An 18,689-nucleotide genomic window follows, 5' to 3' on the forward strand; every position below is an offset into this window, starting at 1 on the left:
CATTTTAAATTTTACTGGTTTAAAAAATCTTGAAATTTTTCGACAAACAAACTTATATGATAACCATCAACCAGAGCATGGTTAACATTTATAGAAACATTCATCTTTAATCTTTCATCTTGTTTTTCTGCCTTACTAAAAGACAATTTTGGAACTGAAATACCGTGTTTTGAAAACGGCTCTTTGTGTCCTGTGAACCGAAACCATGGCATTGCAGAACAATAAATACAATTAAGCCCTTCTTGTTCAGGAAACAGCTCTTCAGAATTTTGAATTCTGTACTTTTCAGCTTGCAAATTATTTAAAAAAACTTCCAAATTTTCATCAAATTCAATAAATGAAAATCCAAACGTTTTGTCATCTCTCATGATTGTCGGCGATGCATGAATAACATCATATTCTACAACTTTGTTATCAATAATCCTGTATTTTAAATTATCCACTGAATTAATAGCTTTCATGCAATCGTGTAAATATTTTCCAAAAAAAGAGATGTTGTTTTTTTTTGAAAATTTATACGCTTTGGTTACGTCTAACGGAACAGTTATAGCAAAACTAGGGTCTTCCAAATTATTGAAATGTTGAAAGTGTTGCTTTCTATTCCATGTGTTTAAATCTAATATCTTCAATTAATTCAATATTGTTAAAAGCTCTCTTAAACTTTTTATTGTTCTATAATCTTTTCCATTGGTTTCTTTTTCATTAACCTGTTCATGAACCCAAGTGGTATGAAAAGGCACATGAATAGCATTTGCTTTAAGATTAACAAGTGGTAAAATGTCTGACTTTAAAGAATTTCCAATCATTAAAAATTCTGAAGGTTTAATATCTAAATGATTTAAAAGTTTTGAATAATTCTCTTCTTTTTTATCGCTTAAAACCTCAATATGATGAAAATATTGATTAAGACCAGATTTCTCCAATTTTCGTTCCTGGTCCAATAAATCACCTTTAGTAGCCAAAATTAACCTGTATTTCTGTGACAAAGTTTTCAAAACTTCTTCAACGCCATCAAGTAATACAACTGGTTTATTAATCATGTCTTTACCAATTTTTAATATCTTATCTAAAACTTGAATTGAAACATCATTGTTTGAAATATCTAAAGCAGCTTCGACCATAGATAGTATAAATGACTTGACACCATAACCATATAAATCGAGATTTTTAATTTCAATTTTAAAAAGTTCTTGATCTATTTTATTTGGTGTTTCATAATCAGAAAGTAATTGTGCAAAAGCCTCTTCAGCTTCTCGAAAATAGGTTTCGTTAACCCATAGCGTGTCATCTGCATCAAAACCTATAACTTTTATATGACTATAGTCTATTTCCATTCTTTTTTGGCACGTTCTAAATCTTCTGGTGTATCAATTTCAATGCCTTGCACATTCGTTTCTACCATCTTTATGCGTTTACCATATTCCAAATACCTTAATTGTTCTAATTTTTCTGAAGCCTCAAGAATTGTCATCGGTAATCTATAAAAATCTAAAAGTGCTTCTTTTCTAAACGCATAGACACCTTTATGCTTATAATATTTGGCATCTGTATTTTTATCTCTTGGATAAGGAATTAGGCTACGAGAAAAGTATAACGCAAAATTTGACTGATCAACAACCACTTTTACTGTATTAGGATTATTAATCTCATTTTCGTCGGTAATATGAACCATTAAAGATGCTAGATCAATTTGTTTCTCATCATCAGACTTAAATACCTCAATTAGTTTAGTGAGTGATTCCTTATCTGTAAAAGGTTCGTCACCCTGAACATTAATTACAATATCAACATCCATATTTTCAACAGCTTCGGCAATTCTATCACTTCCGCATTCATGCTCTTTCTTACTCATGATGGCTTTACCACCGTTACTTATAATTTCGTTAAAAATAATTTCGCTATCAGTTACAACAAAAACATCATCAAATAAATTGGTTGCCACCGTTGCATTATACGTACGAAGAATTACCGATTTACCGCCAAGATCTTGCATTAATTTCCCTGGGAATCGGGATGCTGCATAACGTGCAGGTATCATAGAAATTATCTTCATTAATAATAATTTGTTAGCATCAAAAATATAATAAATAATAAAGATTTAAGGTCTTATGAAGTTTAAACTTTTTAGAAAACCTAATTTTCAAAAAATTCATCTTTAAAGCCAATAAGATACAATTTTTCCTGAGCTCTTGTTACAGCAGTGTACAACCAACGTAAATACTCTTTATCTATTCCGTTTGGTAAATAAGGCTGTTCTACAAATACAGTATTCCATTGACCTCCTTGCGATTTGTGACAAGTAATGGCATAAGAAAACTTGACTTGTAATGCGTTAAAATGTTTATTGTTCTTAACCTTTAAAAATTTTCTGTATTTACTAGATTCATTTTCATAATCTTTCATAACTTCTTGATATAGCTTATTTGAATCTTCATAGGATAAAGAAGGTGTCTCTGCCGAAATAGTATTTAACAACAACATGGTTTCAAAAGGCCGCATTCTTGGATAATCTACCATGCGGACTTTAACCTCGGCAAAAGTAAAACCATACAGTTCTTCAATTTTAAATATTTCAAGTACTTCTAAAATGTCTCCATTAGCAATAAAGCCTGCCTCTGATGTTGGTTTTACCCAAAAATAATTATTCTTCACGACCATTAAATAATCTCCAGCAGTCAATTCATTTTCGTTAAACAAAATTCTGCTTCTTATCTGTTGATTATAAAGGTTTGCACGTTTGTTACTTCTTACAATAATGGCAGTTTCTTCATTACCTAAATTGCTATAAGCATCATTTATAGCATCCATAATTTCATGTCCATCAACAAGTCTAATTATATCCTTAAAACCTTCTAAATTGAACTTAAAACTGTCAAAAAACGAATTATCAATAGATTCTCTTACTTGAGTAGCGTTTATTAAAATACCTGAATCTTGCTCTTGCCTAACAACCTCATCAAGCTCAATAGTAGTAACTTCCTTATTATAGTTTAAGTTCAAGGTTTTTTCATTTAGTGCTGGGCTCAAATCCAATTTAACAGGTGGTAATTGTGCCGTATCACCAATTAATAAGAGTTTACATTGATTTCCGGAATAAACAAATTGTATTAAATCATCAAGCAAGGAACCATTTTCTAAAAGTTTAGATTCGCTTGGAATATCTGGAATCATAGAAGCTTCATCAACAATAAAAAGCGTGTTTTTATGCTTATTGGGCTGCAAAACAAACTTTACACCTCCTCCTTTATCTTTTTTAGGGAAATAAATTTTTTTGTGAATTGTAAATGCCTCTTTTTTAGAATAGTTAGAAATTACTTTGGCCGCTCTTCCGGTTGGAGCCATAAGTACTGCACTTTTTTTAACCTTCCATAGATTGGTAACTATTAAACTGATAATGGTAGTTTTTCCTGTACCTGCAAATCCTTTTAATAGAAAAACCTGGTCTTTAGAAGAATTAAAAATGAATTCTGATAACTGTTGAAGCGCAATATCCTGCTTTAAAGTTGGTGTAAATGGAAACTGCTGATTTAAAAGAGAATAAAATTCGGACGAATTCATTAAAAAGGTTAATAAATTTATATATCTTCAAAGATAGAAATGATTTTTATGTACATTGGTTTTTACGAATAAAAAAAAATTGTAGATTTGTGAAAGTCCTTTTATTAAAAATAAAAATAAAAATATCCTATGTTGACAATAATCTTAATTGTAGTAGCTGTTATATTACTAACCATTGGTTTAGTCTGGTTGGTAGACAAATTTATTCCATCTAAATTTAAACCCGTTCTAAATATAGTGCTTTGGTTACTCATTGCTTTTCTAGGATATAGCACTTATATGTCTGTTTACGAACCAATTCAATTCAATAAAGTAAAAGAAAAGAGATATGCAGAAGTTATTGAAAAATTAATAGATATTAGAGACGCTCAACTTGCTCATAGACAAGTTACTGGTAAGTTTTCAGGTAACTTTGATGAACTGGTCAAGTTTATTGATACTGCACAATTTACAATCACCCAAAGAAGAGACACTACGGTTCTAGACGAAGAAATGACAAGACGTTTTACTATAGACATGTTTAAGGATTTAGTAATCATTGATACATTAGGTTTTGTGCCTGTTAAAGATTCTTTGTTTAAAAATTCTGACCGATATAAAACAATGATGAACGTACCTCATAGTGAAAACGATAAGTTTGAATTAAAAGCTGGGATTTTAGAACAAAATGGATTAAAAATTCCTGTATTTGAAGCCAAAGTAAAAAAAGAGGTCATCTTACAAGACCAAGACCCAGATTTAATTGCTCAAGAAAACGAAGTCGTTTCTGTAGATGGTGTTAACGGAGATGCTCTTATTGTAGGATCTATGGATGAAGTAAAAACTAACGGAAACTGGCCAAAGGTTTATGGTTCAGACGAATAATAATTTAGATATATTAACAAAGTTGAGATTGTCCATTCAAGTAAGTTTGAATGGACTTTCTTTTTGTGTTCTAGAAGAAAGCTCCAAAACCATCACACATATAAAACATTTTGGTTTTAATAAAAAACTCACCCCTTTTGAACTCCTAGACCATGTTAAAGATATTTTTGCTAAAGAGGAAATTTTAAAAAACTCCTTCAACACAGTTAATGTTATTTACGTTAATGAGCTTTCTACTTTAGTTCCGAAACCTTTATTTGATGAAGATTCATTAGCTGATTATTTGAAGTTTAATTCCAAAATACTTAAATCAGATTTTATAGCTTTTGATGAAATTGCAGCTAATGATAGTGTAAATGTTTATGTGCCTTATGTGAATATTAATAATTTTATTTATGAAAAGTATGGAACATTCTCTTACAAACATTTTTCAACAATTCTTATAGATCATATTTTAAAAATCGAAAAAAACTCTGCTAAATCTAAAATGTACATCAATATATCTCAAGTACATTTTGAAATTATAGTTGTTCAAAAAGGCAAATTACTTTTTTATAATATGTTCGATTTCTTGACCAAAGAAGATTTCATCTACTATACGCTCTTTACAATAGAGCAATTAAAGCTAAATCCTGAAACTTTAGAGGTCTTACTATTAGGCGATATTGACAAAGAACACGCACTTTTTAAAATTGCTTACAAGTATATTAGGTTTGTTGATTTAGGAAATTCACATCATAATAATTTATCAATTTCAGAAGATTTAAGTCAGGATCATTCCAACTTCGTTTTATTAAATAGTTTTTAAGTTTTGAGAATTATTTCGGGTAAATATAAAGGCAGACGTATAAATGCACCAAAAAATCTACCTGTTAGACCTACCACAGATATGGCTAAAGAAGCTCTTTTTAATATTTTAAACAATCACTATTATTTTAATGAAATTTCTGTAATCGATTTATTTTCTGGAATAGGCAGTATAAGTTATGAATTTGCCTCAAGAGGAACAGAAAACATTGTTTCGGTAGATCAGGATTTGGGATGTATTAAATTCATTAATAAAACCTCAAGTGAGTTTGAAATGACAATACAAACCATTAAAAGTGATGTTTTTAAGTTTTTAGAACATACACAACTTAAAGCCACAATAATCTTTGCAGATCCTCCTTATGCTTTCACTTTAGAACAGTTTTCTAGAATTCCATATTTAGTATTTCTAAATAACTTAATAAAGGATGGCGGTATTCTAATTGTTGAACATTCTAAACATACAAACCTTTCAGAGTTTCCCAATTTTAAATACTCCAAAAATTATGGAGGAAGCGTGTTCAGTTTCTTTAGCTCATAAAATTTTAATCTTTTTATTCTAATATACGTAAGATATTTCTGTATCTCATTTATTTTTAGTAAATTGTAAATTAGAAATCTAAATTATTTGACCCTTTTCTTCATAAACTTATTTTATTATTAACTTATTTTATGGTTAATCTTTAATTAACTAAACAACTACTCATGAAAAAACTATTATTACTTGGTCTTGCTGTCATTTTATTTACATCATGCCAAAATGAACAACGCTATTTTACCGAATCTCCTGAAATCACTTCGTTTAAAACCAGTCTAGAACAATACAAAAATGGTGACTGGGATGCTTGGAGTGCACATTTTGCTGATACTGCAAAATTTTTCGTCAATTCCAATAAGTCAGTTAATATTGACGATTTTAAAAAAGGGCAACTCAATTTACTATCAAACTTTTCATCCTATGGATTTATAGACCAAGGATCCTTTATGGAAATGGTATTGGATAGCGATGATGAAACTTGGGTGAATTATTGGGCGACATGGAGAGGAAAACTAAAAGCCAATGACAAAGAGATAGATATCCCAGTTCATATCACATCCGAATATGTCGATGGCAAAGTAGTACAATTGTATAACTATTGGGACTCTGCTCCAATTACTCAAGCATTAAGCGAAATTGAAAAAGCCAATAATATGCCTGTTGAAGATAAGGCCATAATCGCAAAGGTAGATACATTTGTCAATGAATTTCTGAATAAACAAAATACAGAAGTCCTAAAAGACGGTTTAGCAGATAATTATGTGAGATATATGAACGATGTAAAAGTGGCATCAAATCCACAGGAATTAGTTGAAAGTATGAGTGTCTTCTTTACTGGATTTCCAGATTTTAAAATAACCAATCCGCATCGTTCACCTATATTTAACAATACTATCTTTGTTCATTGGGAAATGACTGGAACTAATACTGGAGAGTTTGCCGGGTCACCTCCAACAGGCAAAAAAGTTAAGATTTCAGGCCTATCAAGACTTCATTTTAATGGAGACGGAAAATTGGATGAGGAAAATGTATTCTATGACCAATTAAACCTAATGCAACAATTAGGTAAAACTTTAAATTAAAATAACTTAATACTAAATCAATAAACACTAAAAAAATGAAAAAACTATTTTTACTCGGACTTACTTTAGTCCTATTTATCGCTTGCCAAGAACAAAAACCACAACGCTATTTTGCCGATTCCCCTGAAATTGAAACTTTAAAATCAGGTATTAAGGCCTATGAGTCTGGCGATTGGGACGCATGGAAAAGCCATTTTGTTGATACAGCAAAAATATTTGTTAATTCTATCAAACCTATGAGTCTTGAAGAAAGAGCCGATGGTTTACAATCTATGGCTAGTGCCATGTCTTCTTATGGGTTCAACCATGATCGAGAATTTATTGAAATGGTACTTGACAAAGAAGATGAAACCTGGGTTTATTATTGGGCTGCTCACAAAGGAACATTTGCAGCAAACGGTAAAGAATTAGTAATTCCTGTTCATTTAGCTGTGCAATTTGTTGATGGTAAAATAGTGGAAGAACACGTTTACTATGATGGCACTGGCATGAATGCAGAATTTGCTGCAATGGAAGCCGCTAAAGCCAGTGAAGAAGCAGAATCAACTGAAGAATAATATTATTAGCAACTAATAAATAACAATTATGCAACTATTAAAAACAACTTTAATGGCAGGATTAGTTTTATTCTTGTCAATTAACTTTATTAATGCACAAAAAATGTATCAAGTACATGTAGATTATGTAAATCCTTCTCATGTGGGCGAATATAATAAGATTGCTAAAGAATTTACTGATGCCTGTAAAGAACATAATCCTCAAACCAAATGGATTACAGTTTCTTTAAATGATAACAGGTACATGTATGTAAGCCCAATTGAAAATTTTGCAGAACTTGATGCAAATCCTTTTGCAGATATGGCTGAAAAAATGGGTGACGACTTTGGTAATATTTTCCAACGTTTTAATAAGTGTTATGATAGACATGGAGACTATATTCTTGTATTGAATGATGAATTAAGCTATATGCCAGATGGCATGACTATGACTCAAGAAGGACAAAACTACAGAAAGTTTTATTTCTTATATCACACTCCAGAAAATCATGGTAAAATTAGGGAGGCTATAAAAGGGGTTAAAGACATGTTTGCAAGTAAGGGTTCTAAAGAACATTTCAGAATATATCATGCTGGTTTTGGTACAGATGGAGATTATTATATGGTTGCTGTTTCTGCCAAAGATGCCATTGACTCTGCAACAAAAGGTAAGGCCAATGATGAGCTTTTAGGAGAAGACGCAAAACCGGTTTTTCAGAAGCTTATGCAAGCTACGTCAAAATTTGAAGAATATACAGGTTGGATAAGAACAGATTTAGGTTATTCTCCTTCTGAATAGATAACAGTTATAAAATTATTATTTTAACAATTAAAAAGGCTGTGCATTACATCATGGCCTTTTTTTATTAATACAGACAACTACATTGAATACACAAAAATTATTTGATCTTTCTGGAAATGTTGCCCTTGTCACAGGAGGTAATGGTGGAATTGGAAGAGCTATTGCCATTGGTTTAGCAGAATCAGGAGCATCCGTTGCAATACTGGGTAGAAACAAAGAAAAAAATCAAAGTGTGCTTGCGGAGCTCAAAACTATAGGAAATCCTGCTATTGCTATTACGATTGATTTGACAAATCGAGAGGATCTTAAGCCAACTATCAAAACAATTGAAGAAACATTAGGGCCAATTAGCATTCTCGTAAATAACGCTGGGAATGTATCATTAAGTGGTGGTATCTTAAATGAAACACCTGATGATTGGGATAATGTAATTGAAACACAATTGAACTCTGTTTTTTTACTTTCAAAACATGTAGGGGAATCAATGATAAAACAAAAAAGAGGAAAAATCATTAATATTGGAAGCATGTACTCCTTTTTTGGTTCTGGGTTAATTCCATCTTATGCTGCTGCCAAAGGAGCAATCATTCAATTAACAAAATCTACGGCTATAGAATTTGCACCAAATAATATTCAAGTTAATGCGATTGCACCAGGTTGGTTTGAAACTGATATGACAGCACCTGTTAAAACAATGCCATTAAATGACGAGATAATAGCTAGAACGCCAGCAGGTAGATGGGGTCAAACAGAAGAATTAGCCGGAACGGCTGTCTTTTTAGCTTCTAAAGCTTCTGATTTTATTACAGGAGAAACTATTCGTGTTGATGGTGGTTATTCGATATTTTAAAATAGTTACGATAATGTATTATAAAACAGAAATGCGACCAAATAGTCGCACTTCTGTTTAAATAAGTAAATCTATAAGCCGAATTCTGTACTCTTTCGAGCCCTTATCATTTATCTACGTTTACTGTTACCAGCAAACTTTAGCTGCCTACCCTCCAACAATCGAGCGTGCAGCCCTCTAACGTTGGTTTACATGACATTGCACCACATAGAGTTTACCTGATTTCACTACAGCATGACCTGTACATCCTTTCTGTTGCACTTTTCCTAACCTCACGGTTGGTGGCTATTAACCACTATGTTGCACTATGGTGTTCGGACTTTCCTCCATTTGTAAAAACAAACAGCGATAAGGCCATCTACTTGAGTGCAAAAGTACATAAATTGTTAATAACTCCTTTTAAATTGCAAGACGATAATTCTTAATTTTAAGTTGAATTTTTAACTTTGTTATTCTAATTTTCTTCAATGGAACACTTTGTAGTATCAGCGCGAAAATACAGACCACAAACGTTTAAGGATGTTGTTGGTCAAACTGCTATTACAAATACGCTTTTAAATGCTATTGAAAACAATCATTTGGCTCAAGCTCTATTATTTACAGGTCCTCGAGGTGTAGGTAAAACGACCTGTGCACGAATTCTGGCCAAAATGATTAATAGCGATGGCACCGAAAAAGAGGATGAGGATTTTGCTTTCAATATTTTTGAATTGGATGCAGCTTCAAACAATTCTGTAGATGACATTAGAAATTTAACTGATCAGGTTCGTATTCCACCTCAAGTAGGTAAATACAAAGTGTATATTATAGATGAAGTTCACATGTTGTCTCAATCGGCATTCAATGCTTTTTTAAAAACACTAGAGGAACCACCAAAGCATTGTATCTTCATTTTGGCAACCACAGAAAAACACAAGATAATACCAACAATACTTTCTCGTTGTCAAATATTCGATTTTAAACGAATAACGGTTAAAGACGCAAAAGAATATTTAAAATATATAGCCAAAGAGCAAGATGTAACTGCCGAAGACGATGCTCTTCATATTATTGCTCAAAAAGCAGATGGTGCGATGCGTGATGCACTTTCAATTTTTGATCGTGTAGTTAGTTTTTCGGGCAAAAATTTGACAAGACAAGCCGTTACTGAAAATCTAAATGTTTTAGACTATGAAACTTATTTTAAAGTCACTGATCTTATTCTAGAAAACAATATTCCAGAATTATTAATAAGCTTCAATACAACACTCTCCAAAGGTTTTGATGGCCATCATTTTATTTCTGGATTGGCCAGTCATTTTAGAGATTTGTTAGTTTGTCAAAATCCACAAACTATTGAATTGCTTGAGGTTGGAGAAGAGATTTCGTCTAAATACAATGAGCAATCTAAAAAAACATCACAAGAGTTTTTGATAAAAGGTATCCAACTGGCTAATGAATGTGACCTTAAATACAAAACCAGTAAGAATCAGCGATTGCTGGTAGAGTTATGCCTTATGCAACTTGCCTCTATCACATTTGATGGAGAAAAAAAAAATAACAGTCTAAAAATCATTCCTCCTTCTTACTTTAAATCAAAAGGTATACAACCTATTGCTATTACTATTCCTAAAACATCTGATGTTATTAATTCAGCTGAAGAAGAAGTCATTGAGAAAGAGCCTATTAAAGAATACGAGATAGAAAAATCTGAAATAGAAATAGAGGAAGAAGAATTGCTTTCATCTTCGGAAACTTTAGTAAAAGAACCGCCAAAGATTATTTTAAAGAAAGATAACAAACGTGTTTCAGGTTTATCTTTGAGCAGTATAAAAACAAAAAAGGAATATGAATTAAGACAGCTGGAAGTTATTATTGATGAAGAGGATCTACCCAAGGAAGATTTTACTGAAGATGCAATGCAAAAAGTTTGGACAAAATATGTTAGCTCCATAGAAAAAAAAGGTCAATTTAATTTGGCATCAATTCTTTCTATAGATAAACCTACGCTTAAAGGGACAACAATTCATTTAACTTTTCCTAACCAGACAAACAAAGTAGAAATAGAAAGACATCAGGGCAAATTATTAAGTTTCTTAAGAAAGAAATTAAATAACTTTAGCATAGATTTAAGCATAAATGTAAACGAGGAATTGGAAAAACAATATGCATATACTCCTAGAGAGAAATACGAAAAACTTAAAGAAAAAAATAAGCTTATTGACTCTTTAAGAAAAACTTTCGATCTGGATATATAACTAATTAAATATGAATAGGTTAATATTATTTATAATAGCTTTAATAATTACTTGCGTTTGCTGCGATGGTCGAGATAGAGTCCATAAATCTAATCAAGAAATGATACAGCAAAATAAGTTGATAGATTCATTTTCAGAACACATAACATATATTCCAGAAACTTATACCGAAATCACTACAGATACTATTTTAAGTGATGGAACCAGGATTGCAATAAAGTTATATTCCGATATGAATACATCTGTTTTAAAATCCTTTAAAAAAGATGCAATTCAATACAAAGAACACCATCGAGAATTTAATGCTCATATAGTTGTTTACAAACAAAATTCAGAAATTTTTAACAACATAATAAATAAAGAATTTTTAAGTAGCTCTTTAGTGTCTTCTGCAAATTTGGAAGATACTACATTAAAAAATGTTGAGATTGATGAAATGACTAGTTATTTGGATAATTTGTTAGTTGTAGATTTAACATTTGCAAAAATTGATAATGTAGTAAGTTCAGTTTACAAAATTTACATTGAAGATACTGGTAAGTTTATATTAAGGAAACAACTTAAAAAAGAATATATCTAAATGCTAGGTTTAAAACTACCAACAGATCCTCGCTGGGTTAATATTGTCGAAAAAAATATTGAAGAAATACTTACCGACCATGCATTTTGTGAACAAAAAGCGACAAGTACAGCTATATCCTTAATTGTTAGCTTTCCGGAATATACAGATTTAGTCAAAGAAATGGTTGCTTTGGTTAAAGAAGAAATCAGTCATTTTAAGATGGTTCATGATAAAATTCTTGAGCGTGGCTGGACTTTAGGCAGAGATAGAAAAGATGATTATGTAGTGCAACTTGTAAAATTCTTTCCAAAAGGAGGAAGCAGAACAACACAACTCGTTCACAGACTGTTATACGCTGCACTTATTGAGGCTAGAAGTTGTGAACGGTTCAGGTTGCTTTCTGAAGAATTACAGGATCCTGAATTAGCAGAATTTTATAAATACCTCATGGTAAGTGAAGCTAATCACTATACCATGTTTTTAGGATTTGCCAGACAATATGGCAATAGAAAAGAAGTTGATACCAAATGGCAACAACTTCTTGAATATGAGTCTGAAATAATGAAAAATCTAGGAAAAAAAGAGACTATTCACGGTTAAAACTTAAAACCAAGTCCTAATTGAATATTAGTATTAATGGCTTCAGCCGGTATATAATCTTCAAATATATTTGAGAATCCATAAGTATATCTTGCATCAGCAAAAAATTGATGAGAAATCTTAAATTCTACTCCTGCCACACCAGAATATGCAAAGTTTTTTATACCATCATCTGTTTTATGAACTTTTACACCAGCTTGTGGTCCAGCTGCAAGTGCAAACTTTTCACTTATTCTAAATTTGAATAATAATGGAAGTTGAATATAATCTAACTTAAAAGCTTCTCGTTTGGCTCCTTCGGCTGAAAATTGTAGTTCTGGAGCTAAAGAGATTGTCTTTGATAGACTATATTCTCCAAAAAATCCGATCATGAATCCATTTCGGTGTTTGTTTTCATTAATTGGTGTTCCGTCAAAGTCAAGATTGGATATATTATATCCTGCTCTTACTCCATATTTGGCGTCTTGTGAAAATCCATAAAAAGAAACGCAAAGTAGTACGGTTAAAAAAATAATTTTTTTCATAGTTATAGGTTTGGGCTAAATCATTAGCATCGATTTATGCGTCGAATATAAATTAATTTCTTAAAAAGTTGATATTTTTAAGTTTAAATGCAAACTTTTACTGTGTATTGCTAGAAATGGTTTTATAATACATACTTTTTATGATGCCATCTGCCAATCCTATTTTAGGAACATAGATATGTTTTGCTCTACTCCATTTCATTGCTGAAAGATATATTCTAATTGCTGGTATAATAACGTCTGCTCTGTCCTGATTTAGATCAAGTTGTGTTATTCTTTCCTCATAAGAATAGCCTTGAAGTGTATTATAATAGGAAGTCAAATAAAAATAAGTTAGTGGTTTTCCTAAAGCCTTACCTGAAATTTTAAATATTTTATTAATATTTCCGCCAGAGCCTATAACTTCTACTTTCTCATACATATTTGTTTGTTCTTTTATCCAGCGTTCTAATTCAAACCAAGATTCATTTTTAACAATATCATTAAGCAATCTAACCGTCCCAATTTTAAATGATTTTGAAGCTACTGAATTTCCGTTATGAATGACTGTGAACTCTGTACTACCTCCACCAACATCTACATATAAATACGTTTTTGAATCATCGAGGTAAGCATGCAAATCTGTTGCAGCAATAATTGCGGCTTCTTCTTCTCCACCAATAATATCAATTTTTATTTGTGATTGATTTAATATTAATTCTGCCACTTTTTGTCCATTAGTAGCCTCACGCATAGCCGAAGTAGCACAAGCTTTATATTTGACTACCTTATGTGTATTCATTAACAACCTAAAGGCTGTCATTGTCTCTACCATTCTATTAATGTTCTCTTTTGAAATTTTATCTTTAAGAAAAACATCGGAACCTAAACGTACAGGTACCCTAACCAATGAACTTTTTCTAAACAGAGTTGGTTTTCCTTTTTCTTCAATAATATTTGAGATTAATAATCTTACCGCATTAGAGCCAATATCGATTGCTGCATATTTTTTTATTGAGAGCATACTAACTTTGTAATCTTTTTAAGTAATAATCATAAGTAGCATATTGAGATCTTACTTTTGGAAGATCATCAACTTTGTATTCATTTTTCTTTGAGCTGTTAATCTTTCTTGCTTTTACATTATCACTCCAACAAATATTAAAGGTGTCTATTAATTCTTGCTTTATATCTTCGTCATAAATTGGACATGTTACTTCTACTCTATTTTCTATGTTCCTGGTCATCAAGTCTGCTGAAGATATATAAACTTTCGAATTTCCAGAATTTTCGAATATATATAGTCTTGTATGCTCCAAATATTTATCAACTATGCTTATTACTTCGATATTTTCACTCATACCTTCTATACCCGGAATCAAACAGCAAATTCCTCTAACTATCATCTGAACTTTAACTCCAGCTCTGCTTGCTTCATAAAGTTTATCAACCATAGTATAACTTGAAATACTATTTAGCTTTAGTCTTATACTGGCAAACTGACCCAATTTTGCATTTTTTATTTCGGTATCAATAAGCTTAAATATAGAAGATTGAGTATAATGTGGTGACGTAATGATATGTTTATATCTATACATCTTATAATTGAATTCAAAAAAGTTAAATACTTTATTTATATCTTTTAGTACACTTTGATTTGATGTAAATAGCGTATAATCTGTATATAGTTTGGCTGTTGATTCGTTAAAATTTCCAGTACTAACAAATCCATATCTTTTTATCTTCTTTGATTCCTCACGTTCAATTACACACATTTTGCTATGTACTTTTAATCCCTGAACCCCAAAAAATAGGGTAATCCCTTCATTTTCCATTTGTTCTGCATAATCTATATTAGCTTGTTCATCAAAACGTGCCCTTATCTCAATAGAAACCATTACTTTTTTTCCATTTTTAGCCGCATTAATAAGAGAACTTGCAACATGTGAAATTTGCGCCAATCGGTAAATTGTAATTTTAATTGTTTTTACTGTTGGATCGAGAGCTGCCTCACGAAGGAATTTAACAATATAAGAGAATGTATGATAAGGTGTATAGATTAGGTAATCTTTTTTAGCAATGGCTTGAAATATACTGCCTTCAAGGCTTAATCCTTTTACCGCCAGTCCATTATATTTTTTATACAATAAATCATTTCTGCCTAAACTTGGAAAATCCATATAATCCCTACGGTTATGATAGCGTCCACCTGGAATAATACTATCTGTAGAATCTATATTCATCTTATTCATAAGATATTGCAATGTGCTTTCTGCAATGGTCTTATCATAAACAAATCTCACAGGATCTCCTGTTTGACGATCTTTTACACTATCTGATATTTTCTCTATAAAACTTTTACTAAAATCACTTTCAAAATCCAGTTCTCCGTCTCTTGTTATTTTTATCATATGGGCAGAGATACTTTTATAGTCAAAGATGTTAAAGATGTCATTTAAACAATATCTTAATAAATCATCAAGGATTATAATATAATTTTTATCGTCTATACTAGGTAAAACAACAAAACGATCCATGGATTTTGAAATTTCAATCAATGCATAATGAACTTTATTGCTATTCATTTGCATTCTTACTGCTAAATATGCGGCATCATCCTTAAGGTTAGGTAGGTTTACAGCTTCGCTTAAAATTATGGTAACAAGTGCTGGGCTAACTTTTTGAATGAAGTAGTCTTTTACAAACTCATGATGAACGTTAGTAATTTGAGTTTCATCAATGATAAATATTTTTTCATCCTGCAACTTATTTTGAATGTCATCCAAAATCTTTAAACTTTCACTTTGAAGCTCTATTACCCTATTAGTAATAATTTCCAAGAGATCTTTTGCTCTTATACCACCTAACTCGCTTTTACCTCCTTTGCCAGCTTCATCAATTCTCTTTACTGTTGCGTAACGTATTTTAAAAAATTCGTCCAAATTATTAGAAAAAATACCTAAAAACCTTAATCGCTCTATTAAAGGGACATTTTCATCTTCGGCCTCCTGTAAAACTCTGGCATTAAAATCGAGCCAACTTATTTCTCTATTAATATATATGTTATTTTTTATCTGGGTTTTAATCATTCTCTTGTTTTAATCTGTACAAAGATATTTTATTTTTAATGAGTATTAATGACTTTATATTTTATATTGATATCAAATTACAATGCACATTTTTATATATAAATGCACAACATCAATTATTCACTGATAAGATTAAAATTACTTTTTGGAAGGCGTAAATACCAAAACCTATTCTTCTAGGTTCTTAAGTCTTTAGGAATTAATACTAAAACCGTTTGTCCTTTTGACAAATTTTTCCAATGATCTATATTGAAATCAATCATTACCAGACCACTAGTTGGTACATTATCAATATATTTATCTCCATAAGTATTAACGATTGAAGTTAAAGCATAATTATGCCCAAAAATGGCTACAGTTTGAAGTGAATCATCTAAAGATTTGATAAAACTCACCACGTTGTCACCACTAAAATCATATAATTTGTCTGAAATTTGGACAATTTTTGTTGAAATTCCAAGGTTTTCAACAAAAATATCACAAGTATCAGCGGCTCTTTTAGCATGGCTTGAGTACACAGCATCAATATGTATATTACTCATTTTAAATTTGTTAGAAATATTAAAAATATCAGTAACACCGCGACTTTTCAAAGGTCTTTCAGAATCTGGCACATCATACTCCCATGATGATTTTGCATGCCTTACAAAAATTATTTTCTTCATTTTTATCGTTTAAATGCATTTTTTATCGGTAAAATGTTGTTTTTTTCCGATTAATGAACTACTTTGGCACCATAATTTAACTTAAAATGAGTTATTGAAATAAATCATGATACGAGTTATATATAAATAATCAATCGTTTTAAAGATAATTTATATAAAACTAATAAAAACACTAATGGTGAAATTATTTTTTTAACGATAAAAAGTTTATGATTTTCATTTTATCGATTATTTAAGTGATTTAACATTTATTTTTGATTTAATAGAAGCTTATAAGTTGTTTTGTATAATAAGAAGAATAGAATTATGACCCCAAATCTAATTACATCTTTAGCAACCTTATCCACTGCTATTCCCTCATTAAGTTTTAAAATCAAATTTTTGTTTGCAATACTATTATGTATTTCAAGCACTATACTTATAACAAAATAACTTAAGTTATCTCAAATCTTGGGCCTATGGAAACCAATACCTTTAAATTTAATATGAAAAGACATGCAGTATTACTACTGTTAGTTCTTTTTGGAATAACTAACCTTTCTGCACAAATCGACTTAAGGACATGCGGTTACAATTGTACTGCTAATAGCTTTTCGATTGAAAGTGTTTACTTGAGTGCAACTAATGTTCCTGGTACACCTTTAACAAATACCAGTTGTGAACCTGGTACACTTATAAATGTCTATATGATAGCCGGTGTTTCTAGTAATAGGAATGCTCCTGTTTATGGCGCAAGGGTTTTTGCCGATTTAATGGTTGGAGATACTCCTGTCCCAATTAATGAATATTTAGGCACTTTACCTAGCTCAAATCAAGGAATCACAGAGTATTTAGTTTATGGTCCTTTTGATTGGACTTGTGGAGAACTTTTAACTTTAGAGAATCTTTTAGTTGTTTGGAAGACATCATTACCTGGATCACCTGGTCCAAATTCTCCCTATAATTGTAGTACTTACAGTTCTTCTCAATGTCAATTCCCTTCAGATTTAATTGTATCAACACCATTGGCTGTACAATATGAATACACTGCTTGTACAACAGGATCAACATCTACTGTAACATTTCAATCAACAACTATTGGAGGAACACCTCCTTATACATATGTCTGGAATTATGATGGAGGTACTTATTTAGGAGGTACTGCATCTAGTCCTATTGTTTTATACGATCAATCTAGTCCACCATATGATCCAACTTTAAAAGTTACAGATGTAAATGGTAATACCAATTTAGAGCCTTATTCTGAAACATTGATTTTCCCTTTGGAATTAACAAATACACCTTCAAGTACAGACCCTAGTTGTACAACAAGTGATGGTTCTGGTAGTTTTACCGCTAGTGGCGGAACACCTCCATATTCATTTAATGTAGATTCTAATAATACAGGAGCATCAACTTTTATGAATGGCCCTCCACCAACGCAATTAACTTTTACAGGTGCTGGTCCAGGAACCATAACAGTTACAATAACAGATTCTGCCGGATGTACTGATCAAGAAAGTATTACAATATCACCTGGTGATTCTGAAGCACCTACTGGAACAGCTCCAGCAGGTACTACTGGAATTAATGCCTGTGCAGCAGACGCTTTACCAGCTATACCAGCTTTTGATCCAATTGCTGCTGCAGATGGATATACAGATAATACAAGTGTTGTAACAGCTACATTAACAAATACCTCTGCTGTAAGTGGAGATAATTGTAGTTGGTCTGTTACCTATACATTTAGTGTTTCTGATGACTGTGGAAACACACTACCAGGACAAACCATCACGCACTCTGGCTCTGATCAGGATGCTGCTACGGGTACAACACCTACTGGTACGTCTGGTATCAATGCGTGTGCCGATGAAACTGAAATCGATGGTATCGTAACTACGGCTACAGATGTCGCTGCTATTGAAGCTGCTTACTCTGACGACTGTGGTACCGTTACTGCTTCGTTTGTAAGCCAAACACTTTCTGGTGACCAATGTTCTTGGTCTTTAGAGAGAAC

General features: G+C 31.5%; 18 protein-coding genes, 1 other RNA gene and 1 pseudogene. 11 read left to right on the forward strand and 9 right to left on the reverse strand.

Translation table 11 applies throughout. The annotated features are described in order from the left end of the window. Positions 1 to 11: 11 nt before the first annotated feature. From AAFP94_RS12335 to AAFP94_RS12350, 4 genes are all read right to left on the reverse strand, one after another. Positions 12 to 629 (reverse strand): CatA-like O-acetyltransferase, encoded by a 618-nt coding sequence (locus tag AAFP94_RS12335; protein ID WP_316663045.1) that lies wholly within the window; start codon positions 627 to 629, stop codon positions 12 to 14. Beyond that, on the reverse strand, positions 630 to 1,334 hold the full coding sequence (locus AAFP94_RS12340) for an HAD family hydrolase (RefSeq protein ID WP_316663046.1): 705 nt from the start codon (positions 1,332 to 1,334) through the stop codon (positions 630 to 632). It abuts the gene before it with no gap. Continuing rightward, positions 1,325 to 2,053 (reverse strand): 3-deoxy-manno-octulosonate cytidylyltransferase, encoded by a 729-nt coding sequence (gene kdsB / locus AAFP94_RS12345; protein WP_316663047.1) that lies wholly within the window; start codon positions 2,051 to 2,053, stop codon positions 1,325 to 1,327. The genes AAFP94_RS12340 and kdsB overlap by 10 nt, the downstream gene beginning before the upstream one ends. 80 nt (positions 2,054 to 2,133) lie before the next feature. Then, the gene (locus tag AAFP94_RS12350) at positions 2,134 to 3,558 is read right to left on the reverse strand and encodes an ATP-dependent DNA helicase (RefSeq protein WP_316663048.1); all 1,425 of its coding nucleotides are present in this window, start codon (positions 3,556 to 3,558) and stop codon (positions 2,134 to 2,136) included. 129 nt (positions 3,559 to 3,687) lie between these two features. On the opposite strand from AAFP94_RS12350, the gene AAFP94_RS12355 reads away from it, so the two are divergent. From AAFP94_RS12355 to AAFP94_RS12385, 7 genes are all read left to right on the forward strand, one after another. Further along, positions 3,688 to 4,422: a hypothetical protein gene (locus tag AAFP94_RS12355; RefSeq protein WP_316663049.1), complete on the forward strand. Its 735-nt coding sequence runs from the start codon at positions 3,688 to 3,690 to the stop codon at positions 4,420 to 4,422. Further along, positions 4,406 to 5,230, forward strand: coding sequence for a DUF3822 family protein (locus AAFP94_RS12360; protein WP_316663050.1), 825 nt, complete (start codon positions 4,406 to 4,408; stop codon positions 5,228 to 5,230). The genes AAFP94_RS12355 and AAFP94_RS12360 overlap by 17 nt, the downstream gene beginning before the upstream one ends. A gap of 3 nt (positions 5,231 to 5,233) precedes the next feature. Beyond that, the gene (locus tag AAFP94_RS12365) at positions 5,234 to 5,770 is read left to right on the forward strand and encodes an RsmD family RNA methyltransferase (RefSeq protein ID WP_316663051.1); all 537 of its coding nucleotides are present in this window, start codon (positions 5,234 to 5,236) and stop codon (positions 5,768 to 5,770) included. Positions 5,771 to 5,934: 164 nt separating this feature from the next. Continuing rightward, a complete protein-coding gene (locus AAFP94_RS12370) occupies positions 5,935 to 6,849 on the forward strand; it encodes an ester cyclase (protein WP_316663052.1) in 915 nt (304 codons plus the stop codon). Between the two features lie 35 nt (positions 6,850 to 6,884). Continuing rightward, the gene (locus tag AAFP94_RS12375) at positions 6,885 to 7,406 is read left to right on the forward strand and encodes a nuclear transport factor 2 family protein (RefSeq protein WP_316663053.1); all 522 of its coding nucleotides are present in this window, start codon (positions 6,885 to 6,887) and stop codon (positions 7,404 to 7,406) included. Between the two features lie 28 nt (positions 7,407 to 7,434). Next, positions 7,435 to 8,184, forward strand: a complete 750-nt coding sequence (locus AAFP94_RS12380) for a hypothetical protein (protein WP_316663054.1) — start codon at positions 7,435 to 7,437, stop codon at positions 8,182 to 8,184. Between the two features lie 85 nt (positions 8,185 to 8,269). Then, entirely contained in the window at positions 8,270 to 9,037 is a 768-nt protein-coding gene (locus tag AAFP94_RS12385) for an SDR family NAD(P)-dependent oxidoreductase (RefSeq protein WP_316663055.1), read from the forward strand. 58 nt (positions 9,038 to 9,095) lie between these two features. On the opposite strand, the gene rnpB is transcribed toward AAFP94_RS12385, so the two are convergent. After that, positions 9,096 to 9,402, reverse strand: an RNA gene (gene rnpB, locus AAFP94_RS12390) — RNase P RNA component class A. A gap of 102 nt (positions 9,403 to 9,504) precedes the next feature. Between rnpB and AAFP94_RS12395 the strand changes: the two genes are divergently transcribed. Genes AAFP94_RS12395 through miaE form a run of 3 tightly spaced genes read left to right on the forward strand, consistent with a single transcriptional unit; the run spans position 9,505 to position 12,436 of the window. Continuing rightward, complete coding sequence (locus tag AAFP94_RS12395) at positions 9,505 to 11,274, forward strand: DNA polymerase III subunit gamma/tau (protein ID WP_316663056.1); 1,770 nt, start codon at positions 9,505 to 9,507, stop codon at positions 11,272 to 11,274. A 10-nt stretch (positions 11,275 to 11,284) separates the two neighbouring features. Then, the gene (locus AAFP94_RS12400; protein ID WP_316663057.1) at positions 11,285 to 11,854 is read left to right on the forward strand and encodes a hypothetical protein; all 570 of its coding nucleotides are present in this window, start codon (positions 11,285 to 11,287) and stop codon (positions 11,852 to 11,854) included. Then, entirely contained in the window at positions 11,855 to 12,436 is a 582-nt protein-coding gene (gene miaE / locus AAFP94_RS12405; protein ID WP_316663058.1) for a tRNA-(ms[2]io[6]A)-hydroxylase, read from the forward strand. It abuts the gene before it with no gap. Here miaE and AAFP94_RS12410 read toward each other — a convergent pair. The 4 genes from AAFP94_RS12410 to AAFP94_RS12425 all read right to left on the reverse strand — a co-directional run bounded on the left by AAFP94_RS12410 (position 12,433) and on the right by AAFP94_RS12425 (position 16,693). Beyond that, positions 12,433 to 12,960, reverse strand: a complete 528-nt coding sequence (locus AAFP94_RS12410) for a porin family protein (RefSeq protein WP_316663059.1) — start codon at positions 12,958 to 12,960, stop codon at positions 12,433 to 12,435. The two genes, miaE and AAFP94_RS12410, sit on opposite strands and share 4 nt — an antisense overlap. A 97-nt stretch (positions 12,961 to 13,057) precedes the next feature. After that, complete coding sequence (locus tag AAFP94_RS12415) at positions 13,058 to 13,963, reverse strand: Ppx/GppA phosphatase family protein (protein WP_316663060.1); 906 nt, start codon at positions 13,961 to 13,963, stop codon at positions 13,058 to 13,060. Between the two features lies 1 nt (position 13,964). Then, positions 13,965 to 16,028, reverse strand: a complete 2,064-nt coding sequence (ppk1, locus tag AAFP94_RS12420) for a polyphosphate kinase 1 (RefSeq protein WP_316663061.1) — start codon at positions 16,026 to 16,028, stop codon at positions 13,965 to 13,967. A gap of 176 nt (positions 16,029 to 16,204) precedes the next feature. Beyond that, positions 16,205 to 16,693, reverse strand: coding sequence for a SixA phosphatase family protein (locus AAFP94_RS12425; RefSeq protein ID WP_316663062.1), 489 nt, complete (start codon positions 16,691 to 16,693; stop codon positions 16,205 to 16,207). Positions 16,694 to 17,151: 458 nt separating this feature from the next. Between AAFP94_RS12425 and AAFP94_RS12430 the strand changes: the two are divergent. Continuing rightward, a pseudogene (locus AAFP94_RS12430) lies at positions 17,152 to 18,689 on the forward strand (hypothetical protein); the annotation flags it as partial.

The sequence above is a fragment of the Gilvirhabdus luticola genome (genome assembly GCF_040117515.1).
GTDB lineage: Bacteria > Bacteroidota > Bacteroidia > Flavobacteriales > Flavobacteriaceae > Gilvirhabdus > Gilvirhabdus luticola.

What these genes read in the sequence shown, in the direction of transcription:
- AAFP94_RS12340 (WP_316663046.1), bottom strand. Translation starts at nt 1,334, where the DNA reads ATGGAAATAGACTATAGTCATATAAAAGTTATAGGTTTTGATGCAGAT.
- kdsB (WP_316663047.1), bottom strand. Translation starts at nt 2,053, where the DNA reads ATGAAGATAATTTCTATGATACCTGCACGTTATGCAGCATCCCGATTC.
- AAFP94_RS12350 (WP_316663048.1), bottom strand. Translation starts at nt 3,558, where the DNA reads ATGAATTCGTCCGAATTTTATTCTCTTTTAAATCAGCAGTTTCCATTT.
- AAFP94_RS12355 (WP_316663049.1), top strand. Translation starts at nt 3,688, where the DNA reads ATGTTGACAATAATCTTAATTGTAGTAGCTGTTATATTACTAACCATT.
- AAFP94_RS12360 (WP_316663050.1), top strand. Translation starts at nt 4,406, where the DNA reads ATGGTTCAGACGAATAATAATTTAGATATATTAACAAAGTTGAGATTG.
- AAFP94_RS12370 (WP_316663052.1), top strand. Translation starts at nt 5,935, where the DNA reads ATGAAAAAACTATTATTACTTGGTCTTGCTGTCATTTTATTTACATCA.
- AAFP94_RS12375 (WP_316663053.1), top strand. Translation starts at nt 6,885, where the DNA reads ATGAAAAAACTATTTTTACTCGGACTTACTTTAGTCCTATTTATCGCT.
- AAFP94_RS12380 (WP_316663054.1), top strand. Translation starts at nt 7,435, where the DNA reads ATGCAACTATTAAAAACAACTTTAATGGCAGGATTAGTTTTATTCTTG.
- AAFP94_RS12395 (WP_316663056.1), top strand. Translation starts at nt 9,505, where the DNA reads ATGGAACACTTTGTAGTATCAGCGCGAAAATACAGACCACAAACGTTT.
- AAFP94_RS12400 (WP_316663057.1), top strand. Translation starts at nt 11,285, where the DNA reads ATGAATAGGTTAATATTATTTATAATAGCTTTAATAATTACTTGCGTT.
- miaE (WP_316663058.1), top strand. Translation starts at nt 11,855, where the DNA reads ATGCTAGGTTTAAAACTACCAACAGATCCTCGCTGGGTTAATATTGTC.
- AAFP94_RS12410 (WP_316663059.1), bottom strand. Translation starts at nt 12,960, where the DNA reads ATGAAAAAAATTATTTTTTTAACCGTACTACTTTGCGTTTCTTTTTAT.
- AAFP94_RS12415 (WP_316663060.1), bottom strand. Translation starts at nt 13,963, where the DNA reads ATGCTCTCAATAAAAAAATATGCAGCAATCGATATTGGCTCTAATGCG.
- ppk1 (WP_316663061.1), bottom strand. Translation starts at nt 16,028, where the DNA reads ATGATTAAAACCCAGATAAAAAATAACATATATATTAATAGAGAAATA.
- AAFP94_RS12425 (WP_316663062.1), bottom strand. Translation starts at nt 16,693, where the DNA reads ATGAAGAAAATAATTTTTGTAAGGCATGCAAAATCATCATGGGAGTAT.